This is a genomic window from Citrobacter sp. RHBSTW-00671, assembly GCF_014103415.1.
Lineage (GTDB): Bacteria > Pseudomonadota > Gammaproteobacteria > Enterobacterales > Enterobacteriaceae > Citrobacter.
Genome location: NZ_JABXPR010000001.1, coordinates 958,469 through 980,543 on the forward strand (window position 1 = coordinate 958,469; position 22,075 = coordinate 980,543).

Below are 22,075 nucleotides of genomic sequence, written 5' to 3' on the forward strand. Positions count from 1 at the left end.
AAATTCCTCAGTGCGGTGTACGCCCGGTGTTAAAACGTTTTTCCAGATGCTGGCTATAGCGCGACATGCTGAAACAGAAAACCCAGTAAATCAGTGCAGCGAAAACATATCCTTCTGTCGACATCCCCAACCAGGCCGGGTCGACAGTTGCTTGCTGGACGCTGCTAAAGAGGTCGAACAGGCCGATGATGATGACCAGACTGGTATCCTTGAATAGCGCGATGATGGTATTGACCAAACCGGGAATGACCAGCTTCAGTGCCTGGGGAAGAATAACCAGCCCCTGCGTTTTCCAGTACCCGAGCGCCAGTGATTCAGCGGCTTCGTACTGCCCTTTTGGTAAGGCCTGTAATCCCCCGCGTACCACTTCAGCAACATAGGCTGACTGGAAAAGAATGACGCCAACCAGTGCCCGAATAAGTTTGTCGATAGTTGTACCTTCCGACATAAATAGCGGGAGCATGACTGAGGACATAAACAGGACGGTTATAAGCGGTACACCACGCCAGAACTCAATGAAAATGACCGATAAAACACGCACGATCGGCATATGAGAACGGCGGCCTAACGCCAGTAAAATTCCCCATGGAAGCGCGCCCGCGATACCCACGGAGGCGATAATCAGAGTCAGTGTTAATCCCCCCCACTGCCGGGTTTCTACTCGCTCAATCCCGAGAAAACCACCGTACATCAGCCACCAGACGGTAAGGGGATACACCACCGCCCAGATGGCGATATAGCGGCCACGATGGGGGATGGTTTTCAAGAACATCGGGATGATGGAAAGCAGACCAATAATCAGGGCCAGATTGACGCGCCAGCGTTGATCGTGTGGATACAGTCCATACATGAATTGCCCAAAGCGTTCATGGATGAACACCCAACAAGCCCCTGCTTTGGTACAGTCGGCCCGGGTAGAACCGACCCAGTTGGCCTGCAGGAATGCCCAGTTCAACAGCGGGGGAAGGAACGACCAAATAAGCCATACGCATAGCAATGTGAGTAGGCTGTTTGACCAACCAGAGAACAGGTTTTTACGTACCCAAAATAGAATGCGACTTACCGGGTTACTGCTCGGGCGCGCGGGGTGAGACAGCAGTGCTTTTGTCATCATGGCTCCTTAGCGCTCAATCAGTGCGATGCGGCGGTTATAAATATTCATCAACAGAGAAATACTCAGGCTGATGATCAAGTAAACCGACATGGTGATGGCGATAGTTTCGATGGCCTGCCCTGTTTGATTGAGCACGGTTCCGGCAAACAATGACACCATATCCGGGTAGCCAATGGCGGCTGCGAGAGAGGAGTTCTTGACGATATTCAGATACTGACTCGTCAGTGGGGGAATAATGACACGCAACGCCTGTGGGATGATGACCTGCCGCAGGGTTACCCGGTTTGGTAGGCCCAGAGAACGTGCCGCTTCATGCTGCCCATAAGGGACTGCCTGTATCCCCGCCCGGATAATTTCAGCAATAAATGCAGAGGTGTATACAGAAAGCGCCAGTGTCAGGGCGGCCAATTCTGGAATAAGCACCATACCGCCACGGAAGTTAAACCCGCGCAGTTCAGGGATATCCCAGTGCAGCGCCGCACCGAAAATCCAATGTGAAATCATCGGTAGGAACACGATTAGCACCAGGGCTGTTGGCCATGTTCGGCGTAACTGGCCTGTTTTGGTCTGGTGCATTTTGTTGAAGCGAAATAATCCAATGGTGATGATGACGGCAATCACGATTGCGGCACAGAAGGTAATCAGTCCTTCTCCCATCTGTGGTGCCGGAATGTAGAGCCCACGATTGCTCAGAAAGACCAGATCCAGGGTACTAACAGCCTGCCGCGGTCCGGGCAAATTCCGTAATACGGCAAAATACCAAAAGAAGATCTGCAGCAATGGCGGGATATTGCGGAACGTTTCGATATAAATCGTAGAGAGCTTTCGCAGTAACCAGTTATCCGACAGCCGTGCCAGTCCGAGAAAAAAGCCGAGAAATGATGCGAAAACAATGCACAATGCGGAGACTAACAGTGTATTAAGCAGACCGACGATAAAGACGCGGCCATATGTATCGCCTTGCTCGTAATCAATCAGATGCTGAACGATACCAAATCCGGCACTGCGTTCGAGAAAAGAAAAGCCCGAGGTAATACCGCGACTGCTCAGGTTATTAATAGTGTTATGAATGAGATAGACCGCAATGCTAACGACTGCAATCACAGCGAGTATTTGAAATAACCAGGCGCGGACCGCAGGGTTAGAAAAGGATAACGATCCTTTTACGTTTGAGCGGCGATGGGACATAAGAAAACCTCGGTAACTATGACTCTGGGCTGAGCGCCGCAGTTGCGGCGCTCGTTGCATCACTGCGCATTAGCGCACGGGTGGTGCATACTGAATGCCACCGTTATTCCAGAGGTTGTTCTGTCCACGCTTGATCTTCAGCGGGCTTTCCGATCCAACGTTACGTTCAAAGATCTCCGAGTAGTTACCTACCTGCTTGATAATGTTGTAAGCCCATTTGTTATCAAGTTTCAGATCCTTGCCATAGTCCCCCTCTTTACCTAACAGGTGCGCCATATCCGGTGTTGCCGGATTTGCCGCTTTTTCGTCAACATTTTTCGAGTTAACACCCATCTCTTCGGCGTTCAGCATAGCGAACAACGTCCAGCGAACAATTGAGAACCACTCGTCGTCACCACGACGCACGACTGGCCCCAGTGGTTCTTTAGAAATAACTTCTGGCAGTACAATCCATTCTGCGGGGTTGCTCAGTTTGATCCGCAGGGCGTACAACTGAGACTGGTCGGAAGCAAGCGTATCGCAGCGCCCTGATTCCAGCGCTTTAGCGGACTCATCAGAACGGTCAAAGGTGACAGGGGTATACTTCATGTTATTGGCTTTAAAGTAGTCGGCCACATTCAGTTCAGTATCTGTTCCTGCCTGAATACAAACCGTAGCGCCATCCAGTTCTTTAGCGCTCTTCAGACCCGCTTTATTATGGGTGAGAAAACCAATGCCGTCGTAATAGGTTACGCCAGTAAAAGACATGCCCATCCCCGCATCACGAGAGGAAGTCCATGTGGTATTACGGGAAAGCATATCGACCTCACCAGACTGTAATGCGGTGAAGCGCTCTTTGGCGGTGAGTGGGGTATATTTTACTTTGCTGTCATCACCAAATACGGCAGCGGCAACGCCACGACATACATCGACATCAATACCAGAGAATTTACCGCTTGCATCAGCGTAAGAAAAACCAGGCAGGCCATCACTGATACCACATTGCACAAAACCCTTTTTCTTTACGGCATCGAGAGTTGCGCCGGCATGTGCCTGATTTGCAACCGCAAGCAGCACGCCGGCCGCAGCCAGGCTGGCTATTATCATCTTTTTCATAGAGCATCCTGTGTGGAGGAATTATTGTTATGGAAACGTTCTACAAACGTCTTTTACCTGTCTGTGGCTTTGGCCATACTCTTCTAAGCAAAGGTAGTGCCAGGTTTTTGCGCACGATTATTCGACGCAATATGCAGAGTGTAGACAGGAAAAAATAAATGCAGCGCCCCGAAGTGGTGCAAAATTGAAACGTAAGCCACATTTCAGCGCAAAATATTTAAATTTCAGACAGGACGCAAGATAACAATTTCGGGCGTGAATATCCGCAGCGTGAGAATAATGAAAGGGATGTGCGTTATAACGAAGAATAGAGAAAATGCTAATTTTAGGTCATGGATATGTGAAGCGAATCTATAATAATTTTATTTTATGAGCGATGCTATGAACCAACGTTTTGTCTTATATAAAGATTTAATCATTATGGCTAAAAGCGCGGCAACGGCCGCGCTTTTATGATTATTTATTTCGTCAAGGCAACTATCCCAAGCGTCAAGCCGGCAACTGCAGCTGCACCACCGGCTATCGCGCCTGCAGTTTCCCAGTTATCCTGTGTGGTGCCTTTCATACAGGTGTTGGTATGAACCAGACGCCCTTGATCGTCATAGACAGGCACGCAAGGGGAATCGTGTGCACAGCCAGCCAGTAATGCGGTAAGCAGTGCAACGGGTATTAATCTTTTCATGGTGTTACCTCAAAAATAAGCGTTTCGCTAATTGAGCAAAGACAAACGCTCAGCCATCTGCGAACTCGACCGCTATTTTACCACTGCTTAAAAAAAGACTGACATGAGGAATAATCTCAATTCATGTGGATTGTAAAAATAATGGATAAAATGGGCGCGCCTGAAAGTTTTTTCTGCAATGTTTTAGCAGAATTAAATGTCTATCTTATTAATAAATAAAGAACTCATCATCATGTAAAAAGGCGTCCATGGACGCCTTTTTTTTACAAATTAATCGTGGTGCCGGCTAAAACGCCGTTTAACGACAACGAAGAAGACGGGAACGAAGAAGATCGCTAACAATGTTGCGGTGAGCATCCCCCCCATAACACCAGTACCAACAGCATTCTGCGCACCGCTACCTGCACCGTGGCTGATAACCAGAGGCATAACCCCGAGAATAAACGCCAGGGATGTCATCAGGATAGGGCGAAGACGCATGCGGGAAGCCTCGAGAGTGGCTTCGATCAACCCTTTGCCTTCTTTGTCCATCAGGTCTTTGGCAAATTCGACGATCAGGATGGCGTTTTTGGCAGAGAGTCCGATGGTCGTTAGCAGTCCCACCTGGAAGTACACGTCGTTATTCATCCCGCGAAGTGACGCTGCCAGCAATGCTCCAACAACACCGAGCGGTACAACAAGCATGACAGAGAATGGAATCGACCAGCTCTCATACAATGCCGCAAGGCAAAGGAAGACGACGATCAGCGAGATGGCATACAGCGCCGGAGCTTGGTTGCCTGACAGTCGTTCCTGATAGGACATTCCCGTCCAGTCATGACCGATACCATTTGGTAGTTTTTCCGCAAGGCTTTCCATCAAGGCCATTGCCTCACCGGTACTCCTGCCTGGCGCAGCTTCTCCCAGCAATTCCATTGATGGCATACCATTGTAACGTTCCAATCGTGGCGAGCCGTAAATCCAATGTGCTGAACTGAATGTAGAAAATGGCACCATTTCGCCATTGGCGCTGCGGACATACAGATTATTGATGTCCTCCGGCAACATACGGAATTTAGCATCTGCCTGGACGTACACTTTTTTCACGCGGCCACGGTCAATGAAGTCATTGACGTAATAGCCCCCCAAGGCGGCAGAGATGGTTTCGTTGATATCAGATAATGAAACACCCAGTGCTTGTGCTTTTTCCTGATCGACATCCAGCTTGAATTGCGCGGTATCCTCAAGACCGTTAGGGCGTACGCGCACCAGCAGGTCAGGGTGTTTTGCCACCATGCCCAGCAGCTGGTTACGTGCTTGGGTTAGTGCGGCATGTCCCAGCCCGCCCTGGTCAATCAGTTCAAAGTCAAAACCGGTTGCCGTACCCAGCTCAACAATGGCTGGCATGTTGAACGGGAACACTAAACCATCGCGAATCTGACTAAATGCCCGGGTTGCGCGGGCAATAACGGATTCAACGTTATTTTCGCTACCGCTACGTTCTTCCCAGGGTTTGAGGCTGACGAACGCCATCCCTGAGTTTTGTCCCTGACCGCTGAAGCTAAAGCCGTTAACCGTAAAGACGCTCTCGACATTCGCTTTTTCATTGTTCAGATAGTAGTGAGTGACCTGATCCAGCACTTTCTGAGTACGCTCTTGAGTTGCCCCTGCCGGGAGCTGAATCATTGTCAGGAATACGCCCTGATCTTCCTCTGGTAAGAAAGAGGTTGGAAGGCGCATGAAGAGTACAGCCATCCCAATCACAATGACCAGATACACCACCAGGTAACGCCCCGTTTTGCGAATGATCCCACTGACGCTATTGGTGTAATGGTTGACGCTGTGGTCAAATTTGGCGTTAAACCAGCCAAAGAAGCCGCTTTTTTTCTCGTGATGATCGGCAGAAACGGGCTTCAGTAATGTTGCACACAGTGCCGGCGTCAGAATCAAGGCGACCAGCACGGAAAGCGCCATTGCAGAAACAATCGTGATTGAGAACTGTCGGTAAATTGCCCCAGTGGAACCGCCAAAGAAGGCCATTGGGATAAATACCGCAGACAGCACCATGGCGATACCGACCAGAGCACCCTGAATTTGTGACATGGATTTCTCTGTCGCCTCTTTCGGCGGTAGATTATCTTCCATCATCACGCGTTCAACGTTTTCCACCACGACTATCGCGTCATCAACCAACAAGCCGATGGCGAGCACCATCCCGAACATCGTTAGGGTATTTATCGAGTAGCCAAACGCAGCAAGGACGGCGAATGTGCCCAACAATACGACGGGGACAGCGATGGTCGGAATGAGCGTCGCCCGGATGTTTTGCAGGAACAAATACATGACCAGGAAGACCAGAACGATCGCCTCAAACAGCGTTTTAACCACTTCGTGAATAGAGATCGTAACAAACGGCGTCGTGTCGTACGGATAGACGACCTTCATTCCCTGCGGGAAGAACGGTTGCAGTTCAACCAACTTGGCTTTGATGGCGTTAGCGGTATCCAGCGCGTTTGCCCCGGTGGCCAGTTTAATACCGAGACCGGATGCTGGTTTACCGTTAATGCGAGCAACAACATTATAGTTTTCACCGCCCAGCTCAATACGTGCGACATCTTTCAGATGAACAACAGAGCCATCACTGTTCACCCGTAAGGTGACTTTGCCGAACTCTTCTGGATCTTTAAGGCGTGTTTGCGCAATGATCGAGGCATTAAGCTGCTGATTAGGCAATGCCGGCGTACCACCTAACTGACCTGCGGCTATCTGATCGTTCTGTACTTTTAACTGATTAATGACATCGACTGGTGTGAGTTTGTACTTGTTCAGCAAGTTTGCATCCAGCCAGATGCGCATGGCGTACTGAGCACCAAACAGCTGCACGTCGCCAACGCCGTTCAGACGACTGATGGTGTCTTTAACGTTAGAGGCAACGTAATCGGAGATGTCATCCTGTGTAGTTTGCGGATTGTCAGAAACAAAACCCGCAACCATCAAAAAGCTGCTACTCGATTTCTCAACACTGATACCTTGCTGCTGGACTTCCTGCGGCAGAAGCGGTGTGGCGAGCTGCAACTTATTTTGCACCTGGACCTGCGCGATATCGGGGTCGGTCCCAGACTGGAACGTCAGTGTGATGGTCACACTCCCGGCTGAATCGCTGGTGGAGGACATATACATCAGGTTATCGATACCGTTCATGTTCTGTTCGATAACCTGCGTTACTGTGTCCTGAACCGTCTGTGCATCCGCACCAGGGTAGGTTGCGGAAATCGCTACGGCAGGGGGCGCGATGGTAGGGTACTGCGCCACGGGCAGTTGCATGATCGCCAAAGCACCCGCCATCATTAGAATGATGGCCAGCACCCAGGCAAAGATAGGTCGCCTAATAAAAAAGTTTGCCATGTCCGCTTACCTTATTGCGCCGCAGCTGCTGCCGGGGCATCGGTAGTGGCTTTAACCTGCACGCCAGGGCGTGCTTTCTGTAAGCCGCTCACGATGACTTTATCGCCGGGTTTTAAACCGTCGCTAATCAGCCATTTGTCGCCAATAGCTTGCGCGGCGACAACGGCACGAGGCTCAACCTGGCTCTTGTCGTTAACGACCATCACTGTGGCATCACCACGCGGAGTACGCGTTACACCCTGTTGTGGAACGAGAATGGCATTGGGCTGTACACCTTCATCGATACGCGCGCGAACAAACATGCCTGGTAACAGGGTGTGCTGCGGGTTAGGGAACACGGCTCTGAGGGTGATGGAGCCGGTGCTTTCATCAACCGTAACGTCAGAAAATTGCAAAGAGCCTTTCAGCGGGTAGGCCTGGCCATTTTCCATCACCAGTTCAACAGCGCTGCTGGTGCTGTCTTTATGCAGGCTACCTTGTTCAATGGATTGCTTGAGGCGCATAAAGTCGTTGCTGGACTGCGTGACATCGACATAAATAGGATCAAGTTGCTGAACGGTAGCTAACTCTGTTGCCTGACCATTGGTGACCAGCGCCCCTTCAGTGACGTTGGATTTACCGATACGCCCGCTAATTGGCGATGTGACTTTGGTGTAGGCAAGATTAATGCGAGCGCTTTCAACGGCTGCTTTTGCTGCAGTAACAGAAGCATCTGCCTGACGCGCATCAGCAATGGCCTGATCGTACTCTTGTTGGCTGATGTACTTTGTGCCGACCAGCGGGATGTAGCGTTTCACGGTTAAATGCGCAATTGCAGCAGCCGCTTCACTCTTCGCCAGCTCACCTTTGGCGCTGTCATAGTCTGCCTGGTAGGTTGCGGGGTCGATCTGATAGAGCGATTGACCTGCTTCAACATCACTCCCTTCGGTGAAATTCCGTTTAAGTACAATCCCGCTGACCTGAGGGCGGACTTCCGCAATACGGAATGAGGTCGTTCGTCCCGGTAATTCAGTCGTCACGGCTAAAGGAGCCGACTCAACGACATGAACAGTAACCTGTGGCTCGGCAGGATGAGCTTGTGTATCTCCCTGATCGTTACAACCGGCGAGTAATGCAGCGGAGATGATGATGAATGAGGGCAGGAGTGAGAACCTGGCATTTTTCGTCATTACTATTCCTTAAAAAACCGAAAGCTCGTTATTTACCGGGTGAGGCGAGGGAGATAACGTGCACAAAAAATAATAGTTGGCTATCCTACAAATTATTAGCTTGCGATGTAAGCAATACTTATTTATGGGGGCGATGTACGGCACGTAAAAACAAAAAAAGAGTAATCGGCTACTGACTTATTATGTCGTTAATCGCAATGTTATGATGCGTATAAATACATATTGAAATGATTATCTGATTGGTGAATGTGTTGGCGTTGTTTATTTGTTTTGATTATTTGTGTGTAATCAGCAAAATGAAATAGTTTAGAACTCGTTTAAACAATCGCCAGGTGATACATTTATTCCGTATAGTAAATATTAAATAAGAAAGTTAATCATTCTCTACTCTGTCTTAGGCATTCGGAACTATGGCCAGAAAAACGAAAGCTGATGCCCTCAAAACGCGCCAGCTCCTGATTGAAACAGCGATAGCGCAGTTTGCCGTGCGAGGCGTAGGCAATACAACGCTAAACGACATTGCGGACGCCGCCAACGTGACACGGGGGGCACTTTACTGGCATTTTGAAAATAAGACCCAGCTGTTTAATGAGCTATGGTTACAACAACCTCCTCTCCGCAACCTTATTCAGGAAAAACTCATTGGTCGTTGGGGGGATAATCCTTTACAGCGGTTGCGTGAGAAATTAGTTGTCGGTTTGCAATATATTGCTGAGAATCCCCGTCAGCAGGCATTAATGCAAATTTTATATCATAAATGTGAATTTCATAACGATATGATATCAGAGCAGGAGATTCGCGATAAAATAGGACTGAGTCACCAAAGTATTCGTGAGTCTTTGCAGCAGTGTGCGGTTAACAATTTGATCGCTACCAGCCTTGATTTAGACGTTATCATCATTATTTTGCATGGCAGTTTTAGCGGAATAATAAAAAACTGGTTAATGAATCCAGCGAGTTATGATCTCTACCAACAAGCACCTGTATTAGTCGATAATGTATTAAAAATGTTAAGCCCTGATGGTTGCATGCTGCAATTGATTCAGGGTGAGGATCAGGCTGGCTAGTTTCTGCCGCCATGGACTGACGGCAGTTACAGAACGGTAAGCACCGGGCGCACTATTCGAGGTCGACGCAATTGACCAGCTTGAGGGGATTCACTGAGTTCATATTTCGGCACTTGTCGTGCTCTGTTGTCATCAACTCTATCCACTGAATGAGTAGTGCATCAAAAAGAAAAACAAAGACAGCAAAAACAACCAGCCACCAATACTTGCGAATCATTACCAAATCCTGTGTATTCATGCCCAAGCGTGCAGGGAATATACACGAAATCTAAAAGCTGAAAAGCAGACTTACAATGCTTTTACTTTGCTGAAATCCCACCGCTCTTTTCCGGTAATCGATTCTTTTTAGACAGGTTTTTCGTCTTGCGCTTTTTCACCTTTGCAAGCTCATTCTCTGAAAAATGGGAGCTAATACGCAGTCTTCGCAGTCCCATTTTTACGTATTCATCATTGATTTCAATACCAATAAACTGGCGCCCTAAATCCACTGCCGTTGCCCCGGTAGTGAAGCTACCCGCGAACGGATCTAACACCCAGTCGTTTGGGTTCGAGGAGGCCAAAATGATGCGTTCCAGCAGGGCTTTAGGTTTTTGGGTCGGGTGGTTTTCGTATTCATCCATCAGGTAGCGAACGCGTGGAAACTCCCAGACATTACCGGGTACTTTTTTCTGGTTGTAGGGCTGAGGTGGGTTCTTTCTGTAATCGATCAGCGCGCGTTTCGCCCCGGTTTTCGCTTCAACCAAAATATCATCACGGTTAAATGTATAGCTTTTGGGGTCTTTGACCATCATCAGGATCGGTTCATACATGGAGCCAAAGTACTTTTTGGCCTGTACTCCTGAGCTATCATAGGCCCACACAATACGGCTTTTGATGGTAAAAAGCTGTCGGCATTTGAGATCGATGTACGGCATGTTCTCCGTACTGTTCATGATGTACATGGTGCCTTGTGGCTTTAATATTCGATGGCATTCATCAATGCACTCGAACAGCGAGGCCAGAAAGCTCTCTTCGTCCCAGGATTCTACTAACCCGTCAAAGTCTTTCCCGATGTTATAAGGTGGGTCGGCAAAGATCAGATCGATGCTTTCAGACGGCAGTTTTTTCAGTTCAGTCAGCGCATCACCCTGGATTATCTTTTTGGATTCATCACCAAAGTAAACAGGTTCACATCTTGCTTTCATCACCAAAGCCCCCGTGTGACGCGAATAAAAAAGGCGCTTCCCCATGCCGAGTAGCGCCTTTTAAAACAAACATTTCGCTGATTAGTATCAGTTCATGCCGTACTGTCAGATTAGCTGTTTTCATGCTTTGCGGTGGTTTTTATATTTTATTTAAAATCAATCAGTTAAATGAAAATGTAACTGTATATTGTTCCAGTGCTTTTTGTTGTTTATGCTATTATGCAAGCAATTCTGTATAAACATTTGTATAAACACTTTGGGCTGGGTGATGGTCTATGGCTGGCGAACTTAACAAACTGAGCGACAGGAAGTTAAAGGGATTACATGGCATCCCGGCCAGTAAGATTGAGTTTTATGCTGATGGTGCCGGGTTGAGCGCTAAGGTAACGAAAGCTGGTGGCATTAGCTGGGTGTTTACTTACCGACTCGACGGGCAGAAGCTGCATCGGCTGACTCTGGGGCGCTACCCTGATATGAGTCTCAAAGAGGCCCGTTCCTCGCGTGATAAATGTCGTCAGTGGCTGGCCTCTGGTAAAGACCCAAAGCACCAGTTGGCGCTAACTACTCAGGAAACGCTTAAACCGGTCACGGTGCAGGAAGCTATCGAATACTGGATACGCGAATATGCGGAAGAAAACCGTGCGAACGTTGAGCGGCATAAAGCGGAGCTGCGCAAACACATTTACCCTTATATTGGGAAAATGGCGCTCGCTGACTGCGAAACCCGTTACTGGCTTGACTGCTTTGACAGGATGAAAAAGAAAACGCCGGTTGCTGCTGGTTATGTATTCCAGATGTGTAAGCAGGCTCTGAAATTCTGCCGCGTTCGCCGTTACGCCGTCAGTACCGCCCTTGAAGATTTGAGTATTCCCGATGTTGGTAAAAAGCAGGCGAAAAAAGATCGTGTACTGAAAGATAAAGAGGTTGGGGGATTGTGGGCTGCTATATCGTCCGGCGATGTTTTTCTGCCTTACTACACAAACTTGCTCAGGATCACTACTTTGTTTGGTTGCCGCACCCAGGAGGCCAGATTGTCAGAGTGGGCCGAATGGGATATGGAGGCGTGGGTGTGGACAGTACCAAAAGCGCATAGTAAAGGTGGTGAAAAGATTGTGCGTCCAGTTCCTGAGGCGATGCGTTCATTTATTGAAATGCTCCACGATGAAACAAAATCATCCGGTTACCTTCTTGGGGTTGTGAAGAATAGCGAAGCGGTTAGCCAGTGGGGCCGTAGTGTTTATAAAAAACTGGGGCATTCTGAACCCTGGACATTGCATGATCTACGGCGAACGCTTGCAACGCATATGAATAATATGGGTATCGCTCCGCACGTTGTTGAACAGTTGCTGGGCCATTCAATGCCGGGAGTTATGGCGATTTATAACCGTAGTCTGTACTTGCCAGAGAAGCTGGACGCGCTGAACAAGTGGTATGACCGCTTAGAACTTCTTGCGGGTAATCATCAAAATGTGGTTCTGTTACCTGTAGCTAATAGAGATTAGACTGGTCTTGCGAGTCTAGGTCGGCCAACCGAAAAGCGGGGAACCCTACCCGCCTGGCTCGCAAGTTAATTAGGGGCGTTGAGGGTAACGTTATGGCAGAAAAAGAAGTAAAAATTCCATTTTCATATTGTAGATTGTCCAGAGGTGCATCATTTCTGGGGGTTGAACCGTCAGATTTGATCAACCTTGCTATTGAAAATAAAATAGAAATAAGCATGATGCTGAAAAGGTTTCACTGCCGAATTCTTCTTCGAGAAGATTTTAGCGATGTAAAGGATTGGTATTCATCACTATATTTTCCTCGTACTTTTAATGCTATGTCAGGGCAAACCCGCGCGATAACGAATCACTCTTTTATTGAATTTACTAATGGCCGTTATTTTGAACCGGATAAACTATTATCTGGTTCAGACATCTTTACGGAACAAGAAAGTAAAGGGTTCCTTGTCGGATATGGCTTTGCATTAGGTCTGTGGCGGGTAATGCCCGATCAGTTTGAGTCATCTTTATCTGTGAAGAATTTTTTCCCCGGATTTTTCCCGTGCCTCACGGGCGGTGAAACTCCAGTAATTCAGATTCTGCCAGCCCAGCCTTTTATCGATCAGGCTAATGGCAAGAGGTTTAATTTTGACCCTTATGAGTTTGAAGCCGGGTATGATGATTTATGGGTTACTAATTATGATATTAAACGGCTTATGGAAAGCGGCCTTGATTTCGATAAGCTGCCAATGCTCAATGATATTGAACGACCTGATTTAGACCCTGATTCAAAAAATAGTATTAATAAACGCTCAGAAAGTGCAAAAGAAAAACATGCACGAAATGAACTATTGATTTTAAGTGCTGCAATAAAATTCAAAGAAACAAGTGCTGATATTTTCAATGAAAAATGCTTGAAAAAAGATGGGAGCTACAATTTCTCAGCATGGGCCAGAGAGCTTTCCGACAGAGTGCACTTATTCCCTGACGGACAATGCCCGGTCAGGAGCGTTGACACAATTACGTCATACATTAGTAGGCACTTTAAGTTTTAATTGTAGTAGCTTCTAAACGTTAGAAAGGGTGTTCTAATCATTAGATTACCCTTTTTAAAATTAAACACACCTTTTTAAATTTTAGAAGCCATTTTTATTAATTCACTTTAGACAAATACTTCCCCCACAACGCAAGAACAGACAGGAAAGGCTCCTTCTGATTGCGTAAAGTGGAGGAAGCATGTCAAATATTCGTTTTACCCCGCCAACACCTGAACAACGCCGCACCATTCTCGCAGAATATGGCATTAAGTTTGATCGCCGTATTCGTGAAAGTGAATGCTTCGAAATAACCAGCCTTTCCCGTTCCACCCGCTGGTATATGGAGAATGAAGGTAAATTCCCGCCACGCTGCCACTTTGGCCGTAATAGTTGCGCATGGCTTTTGTCAGATGTTCTTTGGTGGGTTCGCAATCCACCTGCTGTTGAGAACGTCAACACCCCTTACAACCGTAAATCCGCGTAGGGGGCGCTATGCAAAAATTAAATGAGCTGGTTCCGGTTAACCCCGGAAATATTGGCGGCGTGGCGGTATCGCTGGTCAGTGCTAAAAAACTCCATGCGTTTCTCGGCGTTGGGCGTGATTTCACCAACTGGATTAAAGGGCGTATTAGCCAGTACAGCTTCACTACTGGAGTCGATTACATCATTGTTGAAAGTTTGAGCACGCCAAAACGGGCGAGCGCAAAATCTCGGCAGCAGATGGAACATGACTACCTGATCACTATTAATATGGGTAAAGAGCTGGCAATGGTTGAGCGCAACGAAAAAGGGCGGGAGGTGCGCCGCTACTTCATCAGCTGCGAACGCCAGGCAAAAGCCGCCGCTAATATCCCCCAGACGTTGCCGGAAGCCCTGCGCCTTGCTGCTGATCTGGCCGAAAAGGCAAGCGAACTTGAAAACCGGCTGGTGGCCGCTGCGCCAAAGGTTGATTTCGCTGATCGCGTGGCGGAGATCAGCAAGGGTATTTCCATTCCCAACTATGCCAAAGCCGTAGGGCTTGGCCCCATCAAATTATTCGGCTGGATGAGGCAACAGGGGATTCTCATCAACGGCGGCCAGCGCCACAACCTGCCTATGCAGCGTTATATCGATAGCGGTTATTTTGCCGTTCGCCAGGGAACGTATGAAACGAATGGCGAGGTAAGAGCCTCATTCACAACGATGCTGACGGGGAAGGGTGAGCAGTGGTTAACGAAGAAACTGATCGCTGGTGGCGTATTGCCGGAGGTGCCGAATGCTGACGCTGAATAAAACAAAGGCAGCTTTGCAGAGCTGCCAATGTCACTACGAAAAACCGAAACAGATTAAGCATACCAGGGTTAATGCTGGTGGTCAAAGAATGAGCCAGCGCACTTCTGCGCCCGCTGATTATATTCAGTTTTTTTCTTCGTCTTTGGCTTTTTTACGTTGGCGGCGTTTGATCTCACCTTTGATTGAGGCAACAACAAAACCGGCCGTGCTTTCGCCTTCTTCTTTCACTTTTTCAAGTTCACCAATCAACTCTAATGGCACCCTTGAGACGATTTGTTGTGATTTGTTATTTCTTGAACCTGTTGCCATGTCTGTGTTTCCTTCTGATTGGTGGCATTCAGTATATGCAAAAAGAAAACACAATCAATACTTGAAAGTGGCATTCACTTTGTTCTATGGTAAGTGCATGCCACCTGTTATGGTGAAGCATAAATGGCAACGCCCCGGAGTGCTTGGAACCACTACCGAGGCGTCTAACCAAAAACGTTATCAGAGGTAACGATTATGGCTGAATTACAGCATACCCAAACTCGCCCGGAATTTACATGGTTATTCCTGGCAACCCCCGATCACACTCCTGAATGCACACCAGTAGTGCTTCGCTTTGATGCTGATACGGAAGATAAAGCCCGCGCTGCTTTTCCCGGCTGGGATTTAGTTTTTGCCGCCAAAATCCGTGCTCAGGCTCCTTGCCGCGTTGCCTTCTTCGATTACACCACCCGCCGTGGCTGGGAGTTCGACAGTGCCGCGATTCAGGAGGTGCGCCATGCGTAAGGTCAAATGGTCGGAAATTGACATTGAAGATGAACTGCGCCGCCTGGAAGCGTTGCTCTCAACATCGCTGTATATGAATTTTAATGATGAAACCGAGTACAGCGTTGCGATGGATCTGATCAGTATGTCGTTGTCCCGCATTCGTGAACTAAAAGCGGCAAGTGAGGTGACCCATGCGTGATATTTACCATCAGCTTGTTAAGAGCACTCCTGATTTTAAAAACTTCACTGATGAGGCTTTGGCTGAATCCAGCGATTTATATTCTGCTGGCGCATTTGCCATCAATAGTGCGCTCACACTGATCGGCAATCTGGCGTTTGATGCAATCAATGCAGAGGATTATTCCGATGAAGATGCCCGGCGTGATTTGATCCTTGTAAGCCATGCATTGCGTCACCTTCCCAGAATGGCGCAAGCACTCAATCAGAGTAGTGATGCTGCGGATTATGTGCGTACCCAGCGTAATAAAGCAGGGGAGCAATCATGATCAGTCACTTGAAATTTAACGAGCTTGAAAACCGAGTCGATTTGCTGGTTAACCGCGTTCTGGAGTTAGAGCAGCAGGTGCGCACACTCACCGAAAGCCAGGGGGGAGATATTCCTCCCGGTATGGCTCCGGTCGCCACGCTGGCGGCTGAGTTCGGCATATCGACGAAAAAAGCCGAAGAGCTGGCAAAAAACACGGGCGTGATGCTGGTCAGAATGAAAGCTGGTGGCTTTATCGCGCCGGATAACAAGTTCAGAGAGGTGGCGAGGCAGGTTCTGCGCAGCGCGAAGCGCAAATATGGATCGGCGTACTGGTATCACCCATTACTTGGCAAATTTCAGATGAGCGGAGGTATCCCGCAATGACCGATATTTTTGAAGTGATAGGCCCATTGTTCCGCAAACTGACCGAAACCTGTATTGCTCACCAGATAGCGGAAACCGGTTCGGCAACCTTGCTGGTGGAAAGCGATAAGTATATGGCCCGCTATCGCTTCACGCTGGAGCCGCGCGTAACTGAAAACGTATTGATGAAATATATGATTTTTGGCTGCTTTGAAGAATTCGGGCGCGATGAGGGGTTAAGGCGTTTGCGGGATATTCTGCTGACCTGCTTTACCGACGATGGCGATATTAACGAAATGGGGTTGCAGATAGTGAAAAGCTGCCACCTTGAGTACCTGCATGAAGACCTGGGCGCGGATATGTCCAATAAGGTGTTGCACTGATGAAGATGAAGAATGCCCCGAATATCAAATTTCTGCCGAAAGATAAATTTACTGAGGCGATTATCTTTGCGGGTGAAGATGCCTATTCACATGTGCAGCACTGGATCGAGAGCGAAGGTAAAAGGGCGTGGGATGATGTGCCGCCTGTTTATCTGGGCAAAAGGCAACTGGCAGAACTGGAACGATTAAACATCGTTGATAACGGCCGTCGCAGTGTTCGTGTGATCCGCGCTGGCGAGCTTTCCGAAATGCAGATAAGCACTATCGCAACCAAACTGGCGCTGGCGGATGTGAAAGAGGCCCGGCTGTTTAATGGCATGTTTGAGCCTCAGCCGAAGGAGGACTGGACGGGCAGGCTTCCACTTCTCAAAGAAGAGGCCGAACGCGGGGAAAGTATTGTGGTGAACTTGCCTGTGAAAAAACGGGAGCCAAAGCCTGAACCGGGCGATGAACTCAAACCCCGCGTGGAAAGCCGCAGCGATGGTCTGTACTGGATCACGCCAAAGGTGGACAAGGATAGTGGCGAGATCATCAATAACGAAACGTGGCTGTGCTCGCCTCTTGAGGTAGTCGGTTCCGGTAGTGACGGGGCAGAGCGCTATCTTGTTTTGCGCTGGCGTTCGCCGCGTGGCCACGAAGATATTACCAGGGCGATCCCCTGTGCTGATATCGGTGAGCGCGACGGCTGGCGCTCACTTAAAGCTGGTGGGGTGAATGTGACCACTAAAAGCACCTTCCGGGCGATTCTGGCCGACTGGTTGCAGCAAAGCGGCACTGATCGGGAATGGATTATCACCCATACCACTGGCTGGCATCATGGCGCATATATCATGCCTGATGGTGAAGTGATTGGCGATCCAGAGACGCCCATTCTCTTTAACGGTCGCAGCGCTGCATCTTCCGGGTATGCCATTGCTGGTACTGCTGCCACCTGGCGGGATTCCGTCGCCCGTCTGGCCGGGGGCAATCCGTCCATGATGCTGGGCGTGGCAGCGGCATTATCCGCGCCGCTTATTGGCCTGGTGGGTGCTGATGGTTTCGGCGTCCATTTGTTCGAGCAGTCGAGCGCCGGTAAGACCACTACCGCCAATATTGCGAGCAGCCTGTGGGGTGAGCCTGATGCGTTGCGGCTTACCTGGTACGGTACTGCGCTTGGCATAGCAAACGAAGCGGAGGCGCATAACGACAGCCTGTTACCGCTTGATGAGGTAGGACAGGGCAGCAGTGCCAAAGATGTTGCCACGTCTGCTTACACCCTGTTTAACGGTGCCGGAAAGTTGCAGGGAGCCAAAGAGGGCGGCAATCGGGAGCTTAAACGCTGGCGCACTGTGGCGATCAGCACCGGGGAAATGGATATTGAAACCTTCCTGGCTGCTGGTGGGCTGAAAGTGAAAGCGGGCCAACTGGTGCGCTTGCTCAACATCCCTATGGAGAAATCGACGGCCTTTAACGGTCTGCCAAACGGCAAGGCTCATGCTGACGCACTGAAAGAAGCCTGGATTGATAACCACGGGGCGGCGGGGCGTGAGTGGGTTAAATGGCTGGCGGCTAACCAGCAGGAGGCTAAACAGGCGGTGCGTGACGCGCAAACGCGCTGGCGCGGCCTCATCCCGGCGGATTACGGTGAGCAGGTACACCGCGTGGCCGAACGCTTTGCAATCCTCGAAGCCGCGCTGGTAACTGGTGCATCAATCACCGGATGGAGTGAACAGGCCAGCCGTGACGCTATCCAGCATAGCTTTAACGCCTGGGTGAAAGAGTTCGGCACGGGTAACAAAGAGCACCAGCAGATCATCGAGCAGTGCGAGGCGTTCCTGAATGCCTACGGTTTAAGCCGCTTTGCACCGTTGCCCTATGATCCGTCCAGTATGCCGATTCGCGATCTGGCCGGGTATCGAAAGCGCAAAAGCAGCCATGATGATTCGCCGCTGGTGTTCTATACGTTCCCCGCAACGTTTGAGAAGGAGATAGCTCAGGGCTTTAACGCCAGGCAGTTTGCCCGCGTGCTTGCCGCTGCTGGCTTGCTTTCTGAGCCGTCCAGCGGGCGTGGATACCAGCAGAAATCCCCGCGTATTGATGGGCGTCAAATCAACGTTTATGTGCTTCACCAGGTTGCGGAAGATGGAGAAGAATAAATTACACATGTGAGGGTTATTAATGTTGGTTCAGTTGGTTCAGTGTCTATGGGTTATGTTCATGTGGCTGTTTTATATTGGTTTAATGTCAAAAAATGAACCAACACTGAACCAACAAATAGCAGTTTTGAACCAACAAACGGGCAGTTTGAACCAACATTTTAGAACCTCATGGACTGAACCAACATGAAAATACCCAATGTTGGTTCAAATCGGGGCTTTGTTGGTTCACTCAACGGGAAATAATCCTTATAAAACAATCATCTTTACAAATTGAACCAACTGAACTAACTGAACCAACATAGTTCTGTATATATACGTGAAAAATAAAGAGGTCATTAATGAAACTGATTGGCAAAGATAACGGGCATATGAGCGATCTTAAGTTTCTCTACAGCGCCGTTGATGAGCTTTCAAATAAAGATGAGATTACAGTGACGGATTTTCTGGCTCTGAGTGCGTTTGTCACTTCTGAAAAGCTTGATCTGGAATCGTACCAGTCTGGGCTGGAAGAAGGGGGGCAAGAGTTGTCGAAAGACGCCAGCGCTTACCTCGATCTTCTACAGAGGATGGCGGCTGATTTGTCGTACCCAACCTCTGGCCTTGAGAACGCTATCCATAGCGCACAATCAACGGCAAGCTGGGCTTTCTATCAGTGGGGGCTGGATAAAGAATAATCATCCAGCCATATAAGCTAAAGGCCTGGTTTTTCCCAGGCCATATTTTAAAGCAGACCTAATAGCGCAGAAGCGCCAGCGCCAACGATACTGGCAACGGTGCTATTTTCCAGTAACTGTTTCAACATTGATTTAGCCTGTGGATCGCCAGAGTTAGCCACTTTCTCGACAAGTTCAGTAATACTGATATTCACCAGCATATGATTACTTTCACCTATTTGAACTTGCTCACCACTGACGGAGCCAATATTAAAAGTATTCATACTCTTTGCTGTCCTGTGTGCGTTGGAAGAAAGATTCTCTACGGATAACGTAAGTAAGTGAGGATGCGTTGTACCCACGTTCAGCGTTCCATTCTTTGATATTGAAAGATCGACAACTTTAAGGCTTAACTCACGGCTTCCAATCTTCTGAATCAGAATATCGCCCAATTCAATTTGCGGTTCGTCAGTAAACGGGATATCTACCTGATTTTTTCCTGTGTTCCGGCTTCCTTTAAACTCCTCGCCGGAAATTAAAAAAATATCCGGGTATGCCATATCATCAAAATCGAAGTCCATAAAATCCCCCAGAAGTGGTTTTTTTCCCGTTCATATTATCAAACTTTGTAAATTATTTGTTCTCCTGTTTTCGCTGCTGTTTGCGACAACATAGAGCTGTTTACTCATTGATTATTATGTATATCTTGAAGAGTGGCACTCAGACGTGAGCCGCCACTGTCCACCTGGTTTTTTCCCGTTCTGCGACGGTTTCCTTTCCAGGTGGACATCCCTCCAAGCGCAGGTTTCACGTCTCAACATTAATTGTTACGGAAACCACTCCATGAAGAAATTACTTGAATTACGCCAGCAGAAAACCGCACTCAAAACCCAGATGCGTTCCATGCTGGAAAAAGCTGACAGCGAAAAGCGAAGCCTGAACGATGAAGAGGGAAAGCAGTTCGACGAACTCCGCGCCCGGGCTGATGCGCTTGAAGTTGAAATTACCCGCCTTGAGGCCGTCGCCGACGATCAGCGCAATTTGCCTGGTACTTCTGTTGAAGGTAAAGGTGTAAGCAACGATGAGCTGCGCCACTACATCATGACCGGCGATACCCGCTCTATCTCCACGTTAGTGCAGGCTGACGGCGGCTATACCGTTATCCCTGAACTGGACAAAGAGATCATGCGCCAGTTGCAGGATGACAGCGTGATGCGTTCCATCGCCACGGTGAAGACCACTAAAACCAACGAATACCGGAAACTGGTATCTGTGGGAGGTACTACCGTTAACCGTGGCAAAGAAGGTGAAGCGCGTACCGAAACCACGACGCCGAAGATGGAGCGCGTTGATATTAAACTCAACCCGATCTACGCCTACCCGAAAACCACTCAGGAGATTCTCGACTTCTCCGAGGTGGATATTCTGGGCTGGCTGTCTTCTGAAATTGCCGACACCTTCAGCGCGACCGAAGAAAATGATTTTGTTAACGGCGATGGTACAGATAAATCTAAAGGCTTCCTTGTTTATGCCCGCGCGGCCACCAGCGACAAAACCCGTCCATTCGGTACGCTGGAGAAAATGGAAACAGCCGCTGTCACCTCTGATGGTCTGATCGATCTGCTGTACAAGCTGAAAGCCAAATACCGCAAAAATGCCGTATGGGTGATGAACTCCAACACCGCCGCCACGCTGCAAAAGCTGAAAAACGGTAACGGGGATTACATCTGGCGCGATCGTCTGGTTGCCGGTTCTCCCGATACGCTGCTGGGCCGTCCGGTTCAGTATCTGGAAACCATGCCGGATGCGACTGCGGGTAAAGCATTCCTTGCTGTGGGCGACTTCAAGCGCGGTTACTTCATCGTGGATCACACCACTGGCGTGCGTACCCGTCCTGACAACATCACCGAACCGGGTTTCTACAAGGTGCATACCGATAAATACCTGGGCGGCGGTGTAGTGGATTCCAACGCCATTAAGGTGCTTGAGCTTTCCGGCTCCGGTTCCTGATTTGACGTTTAAGGGGCTTCGGCCCCTTTTTGCCCTCTGTGGAGTCCAGTAATGAAAACAATAGATTTTGAAATACGCACCTCCGATCTGAGCGCCAGCAATAAAAAGCTGGTGGGCTATGCCGTGCGATGGAACAGCCTGTCAGAAATTATCTGGGATGAATTTCGTGAGCAGTTCGCGCCGGGGGCGTTTAAAGACAGCCTGGCATCCGGTAGCGATGTGCGTGCGCTGTACGAGCATAACTATACCCAGCTGCTGGGGCGTACCAAATCCGGCACGCTGGTGCTGTCAGAAGATGATACCGGGCTTCGCTTCGAGCTGACCCCGCCGAACACCCAGCTTGGGAATGATGTGCTGGAGCTGGTGGAACGCGGGGATATTTCCGGTATGAGTTTTGGTTTCCGTGCGCTGAAAGAGGCGTGGGATATCGACCAGACTCCATACCTGCGCACTGTTACCGCTGCCGAACTGCGGGAAATCACCGTTACCTCTATGCCTGCTTATCCTGAGTCCGGCGTGGAAATCGCGCACCGTTCTCTGTTCTCCCAACATCCTGAACTGCGCCGCGCTGGCGATAACCGCCGCCGCTGGGCTGAATTAGCGGGGCTGTGA

Annotated in this window: 24 protein-coding genes; 14 read left to right on the forward strand and 10 right to left on the reverse strand. The window is 49.0% G+C overall.

Features of this window, described 5'->3' with window-relative positions; translation table 11 throughout:
- Nucleotides 1-7: 7 nt before the first annotated feature.
- The 6 genes from HV261_RS04640 to HV261_RS04665 form a co-directional block, all read right to left on the reverse strand.
- Nucleotides 8-1,111 (reverse strand): amino acid ABC transporter permease, encoded by a 1,104-nt coding sequence (locus HV261_RS04640; RefSeq protein ID WP_202039657.1) that lies wholly within the window; start codon nt 1,109-1,111, stop codon nt 8-10.
- A gap of 9 nt (nt 1,112-1,120) precedes the next feature.
- Complete coding sequence (locus tag HV261_RS04645) at nt 1,121-2,302, reverse strand: amino acid ABC transporter permease (protein ID WP_137382472.1); 1,182 nt, start codon at nt 2,300-2,302, stop codon at nt 1,121-1,123.
- A gap of 69 nt (nt 2,303-2,371) precedes the next feature.
- Entirely contained in the window at nt 2,372-3,397 is a 1,026-nt protein-coding gene (locus HV261_RS04650; protein ID WP_202037597.1) for an amino acid ABC transporter substrate-binding protein, read from the reverse strand.
- Between the two features lie 460 nt (nt 3,398-3,857).
- Complete coding sequence (locus HV261_RS04655; protein WP_048213468.1) at nt 3,858-4,079, reverse strand: putative periplasmic lipoprotein; 222 nt, start codon at nt 4,077-4,079, stop codon at nt 3,858-3,860.
- 270 nt (nt 4,080-4,349) lie between these two features.
- Nucleotides 4,350-7,463 carry an efflux RND transporter permease subunit gene (locus tag HV261_RS04660; RefSeq protein ID WP_137382470.1) on the reverse strand — a complete coding sequence of 1,038 codons (3,114 nt, stop codon included), beginning with the start codon at nt 7,461-7,463 and terminating at the stop codon, nt 4,350-4,352.
- Nucleotides 7,464-7,474: 11 nt separating this feature from the next.
- Nucleotides 7,475-8,632 carry an efflux RND transporter periplasmic adaptor subunit gene (locus tag HV261_RS04665; RefSeq protein ID WP_202037598.1) on the reverse strand — a complete coding sequence of 386 codons (1,158 nt, stop codon included), beginning with the start codon at nt 8,630-8,632 and terminating at the stop codon, nt 7,475-7,477.
- Nucleotides 8,633-9,042: 410 nt separating this feature from the next.
- On the opposite strand from HV261_RS04665, the gene envR reads away from it, so the two are divergent.
- The gene (envR, locus tag HV261_RS04670; protein ID WP_202037599.1) at nt 9,043-9,699 is read left to right on the forward strand and encodes an acrEF/envCD operon transcriptional regulator; all 657 of its coding nucleotides are present in this window, start codon (nt 9,043-9,045) and stop codon (nt 9,697-9,699) included.
- Nucleotides 9,700-9,751: 52 nt separating this feature from the next.
- Here envR and HV261_RS04675 read toward each other — a convergent pair whose 3' ends face one another.
- Nucleotides 9,752-9,916 carry a DUF2556 family protein gene (locus HV261_RS04675; protein WP_003025279.1) on the reverse strand — a complete coding sequence of 55 codons (165 nt, stop codon included), beginning with the start codon at nt 9,914-9,916 and terminating at the stop codon, nt 9,752-9,754.
- An 82-nt stretch (nt 9,917-9,998) separates the two neighbouring features.
- Nucleotides 9,999-10,883 (reverse strand): adenine-specific DNA-methyltransferase, encoded by an 885-nt coding sequence (yhdJ, locus tag HV261_RS04680; RefSeq protein WP_202037600.1) that lies wholly within the window; start codon nt 10,881-10,883, stop codon nt 9,999-10,001.
- Nucleotides 10,884-11,158: 275 nt separating this feature from the next.
- On the opposite strand from yhdJ, the gene HV261_RS04685 reads away from it, so the two are divergent.
- From HV261_RS04685 to HV261_RS04700, 4 genes are all read left to right on the forward strand, one after another.
- Complete coding sequence (locus HV261_RS04685) at nt 11,159-12,385, forward strand: tyrosine-type recombinase/integrase (protein ID WP_044597558.1); 1,227 nt, start codon at nt 11,159-11,161, stop codon at nt 12,383-12,385.
- A 92-nt stretch (nt 12,386-12,477) separates the two neighbouring features.
- Complete coding sequence (locus tag HV261_RS04690; RefSeq protein WP_046275052.1) at nt 12,478-13,419, forward strand: hypothetical protein; 942 nt, start codon at nt 12,478-12,480, stop codon at nt 13,417-13,419.
- Between the two features lie 181 nt (nt 13,420-13,600).
- Complete coding sequence (locus HV261_RS04695) at nt 13,601-13,885, forward strand: helix-turn-helix transcriptional regulator (RefSeq protein ID WP_049007531.1); 285 nt, start codon at nt 13,601-13,603, stop codon at nt 13,883-13,885.
- Between the two features lie 8 nt (nt 13,886-13,893).
- Nucleotides 13,894-14,673 carry an antA/AntB antirepressor family protein gene (locus tag HV261_RS04700; protein WP_046275054.1) on the forward strand — a complete coding sequence of 260 codons (780 nt, stop codon included), beginning with the start codon at nt 13,894-13,896 and terminating at the stop codon, nt 14,671-14,673.
- A 123-nt stretch (nt 14,674-14,796) separates the two neighbouring features.
- On the opposite strand, the gene HV261_RS04705 is transcribed toward HV261_RS04700, so the two are convergent.
- Entirely contained in the window at nt 14,797-14,982 is a 186-nt protein-coding gene (locus tag HV261_RS04705) for a YlcI/YnfO family protein (protein WP_046275055.1), read from the reverse strand.
- Between the two features lie 195 nt (nt 14,983-15,177).
- Here HV261_RS04705 and HV261_RS04710 point away from each other — a divergent pair, with 195 nt between their 5' ends.
- The 7 genes from HV261_RS04710 to HV261_RS04740 all read left to right on the forward strand — a co-directional run bounded on the left by HV261_RS04710 (nt 15,178) and on the right by HV261_RS04740 (nt 19,474).
- Nucleotides 15,178-15,447 (forward strand): host cell division inhibitor Icd-like protein, encoded by a 270-nt coding sequence (locus HV261_RS04710; protein ID WP_128301480.1) that lies wholly within the window; start codon nt 15,178-15,180, stop codon nt 15,445-15,447.
- Entirely contained in the window at nt 15,440-15,628 is a 189-nt protein-coding gene (locus HV261_RS04715) for a hypothetical protein (protein ID WP_046275056.1), read from the forward strand. Before HV261_RS04710 ends, HV261_RS04715 begins: the two co-directional genes overlap by 8 nt.
- Nucleotides 15,621-15,935, forward strand: coding sequence for a hypothetical protein (locus HV261_RS04720; RefSeq protein ID WP_046275057.1), 315 nt, complete (start codon nt 15,621-15,623; stop codon nt 15,933-15,935). Before HV261_RS04715 ends, HV261_RS04720 begins: the two co-directional genes overlap by 8 nt.
- Nucleotides 15,932-16,300, forward strand: a complete 369-nt coding sequence (locus tag HV261_RS04725; RefSeq protein ID WP_040194363.1) for a hypothetical protein — start codon at nt 15,932-15,934, stop codon at nt 16,298-16,300. Before HV261_RS04720 ends, HV261_RS04725 begins: the two co-directional genes overlap by 4 nt.
- Nucleotides 16,297-16,662: a hypothetical protein gene (locus tag HV261_RS04730; protein ID WP_001549749.1), complete on the forward strand. Its 366-nt coding sequence runs from the start codon at nt 16,297-16,299 to the stop codon at nt 16,660-16,662. The genes HV261_RS04725 and HV261_RS04730 overlap by 4 nt, the downstream gene beginning before the upstream one ends.
- Complete coding sequence (locus tag HV261_RS04735) at nt 16,662-18,797, forward strand: DUF927 domain-containing protein (protein ID WP_046275058.1); 2,136 nt, start codon at nt 16,662-16,664, stop codon at nt 18,795-18,797. Before HV261_RS04730 ends, HV261_RS04735 begins: the two co-directional genes overlap by 1 nt.
- A gap of 341 nt (nt 18,798-19,138) precedes the next feature.
- Nucleotides 19,139-19,474 carry a hypothetical protein gene (locus HV261_RS04740; protein WP_023293261.1) on the forward strand — a complete coding sequence of 112 codons (336 nt, stop codon included), beginning with the start codon at nt 19,139-19,141 and terminating at the stop codon, nt 19,472-19,474.
- A 47-nt stretch (nt 19,475-19,521) separates the two neighbouring features.
- On the opposite strand, the gene HV261_RS04745 is transcribed toward HV261_RS04740, so the two are convergent.
- Entirely contained in the window at nt 19,522-20,034 is a 513-nt protein-coding gene (locus HV261_RS04745; protein WP_001547828.1) for a hypothetical protein, read from the reverse strand.
- Between the two features lie 262 nt (nt 20,035-20,296).
- Here HV261_RS04745 and HV261_RS04750 point away from each other — a divergent pair, with 262 nt between their 5' ends.
- Both HV261_RS04750 and HV261_RS04755 read left to right on the forward strand, forming a co-directional pair.
- Nucleotides 20,297-21,463 (forward strand): phage major capsid protein, encoded by a 1,167-nt coding sequence (locus HV261_RS04750; protein WP_202037601.1) that lies wholly within the window; start codon nt 20,297-20,299, stop codon nt 21,461-21,463.
- Nucleotides 21,464-21,514: 51 nt separating this feature from the next.
- Entirely contained in the window at nt 21,515-22,075 is a 561-nt protein-coding gene (locus HV261_RS04755) for an HK97 family phage prohead protease (protein ID WP_058677714.1), read from the forward strand.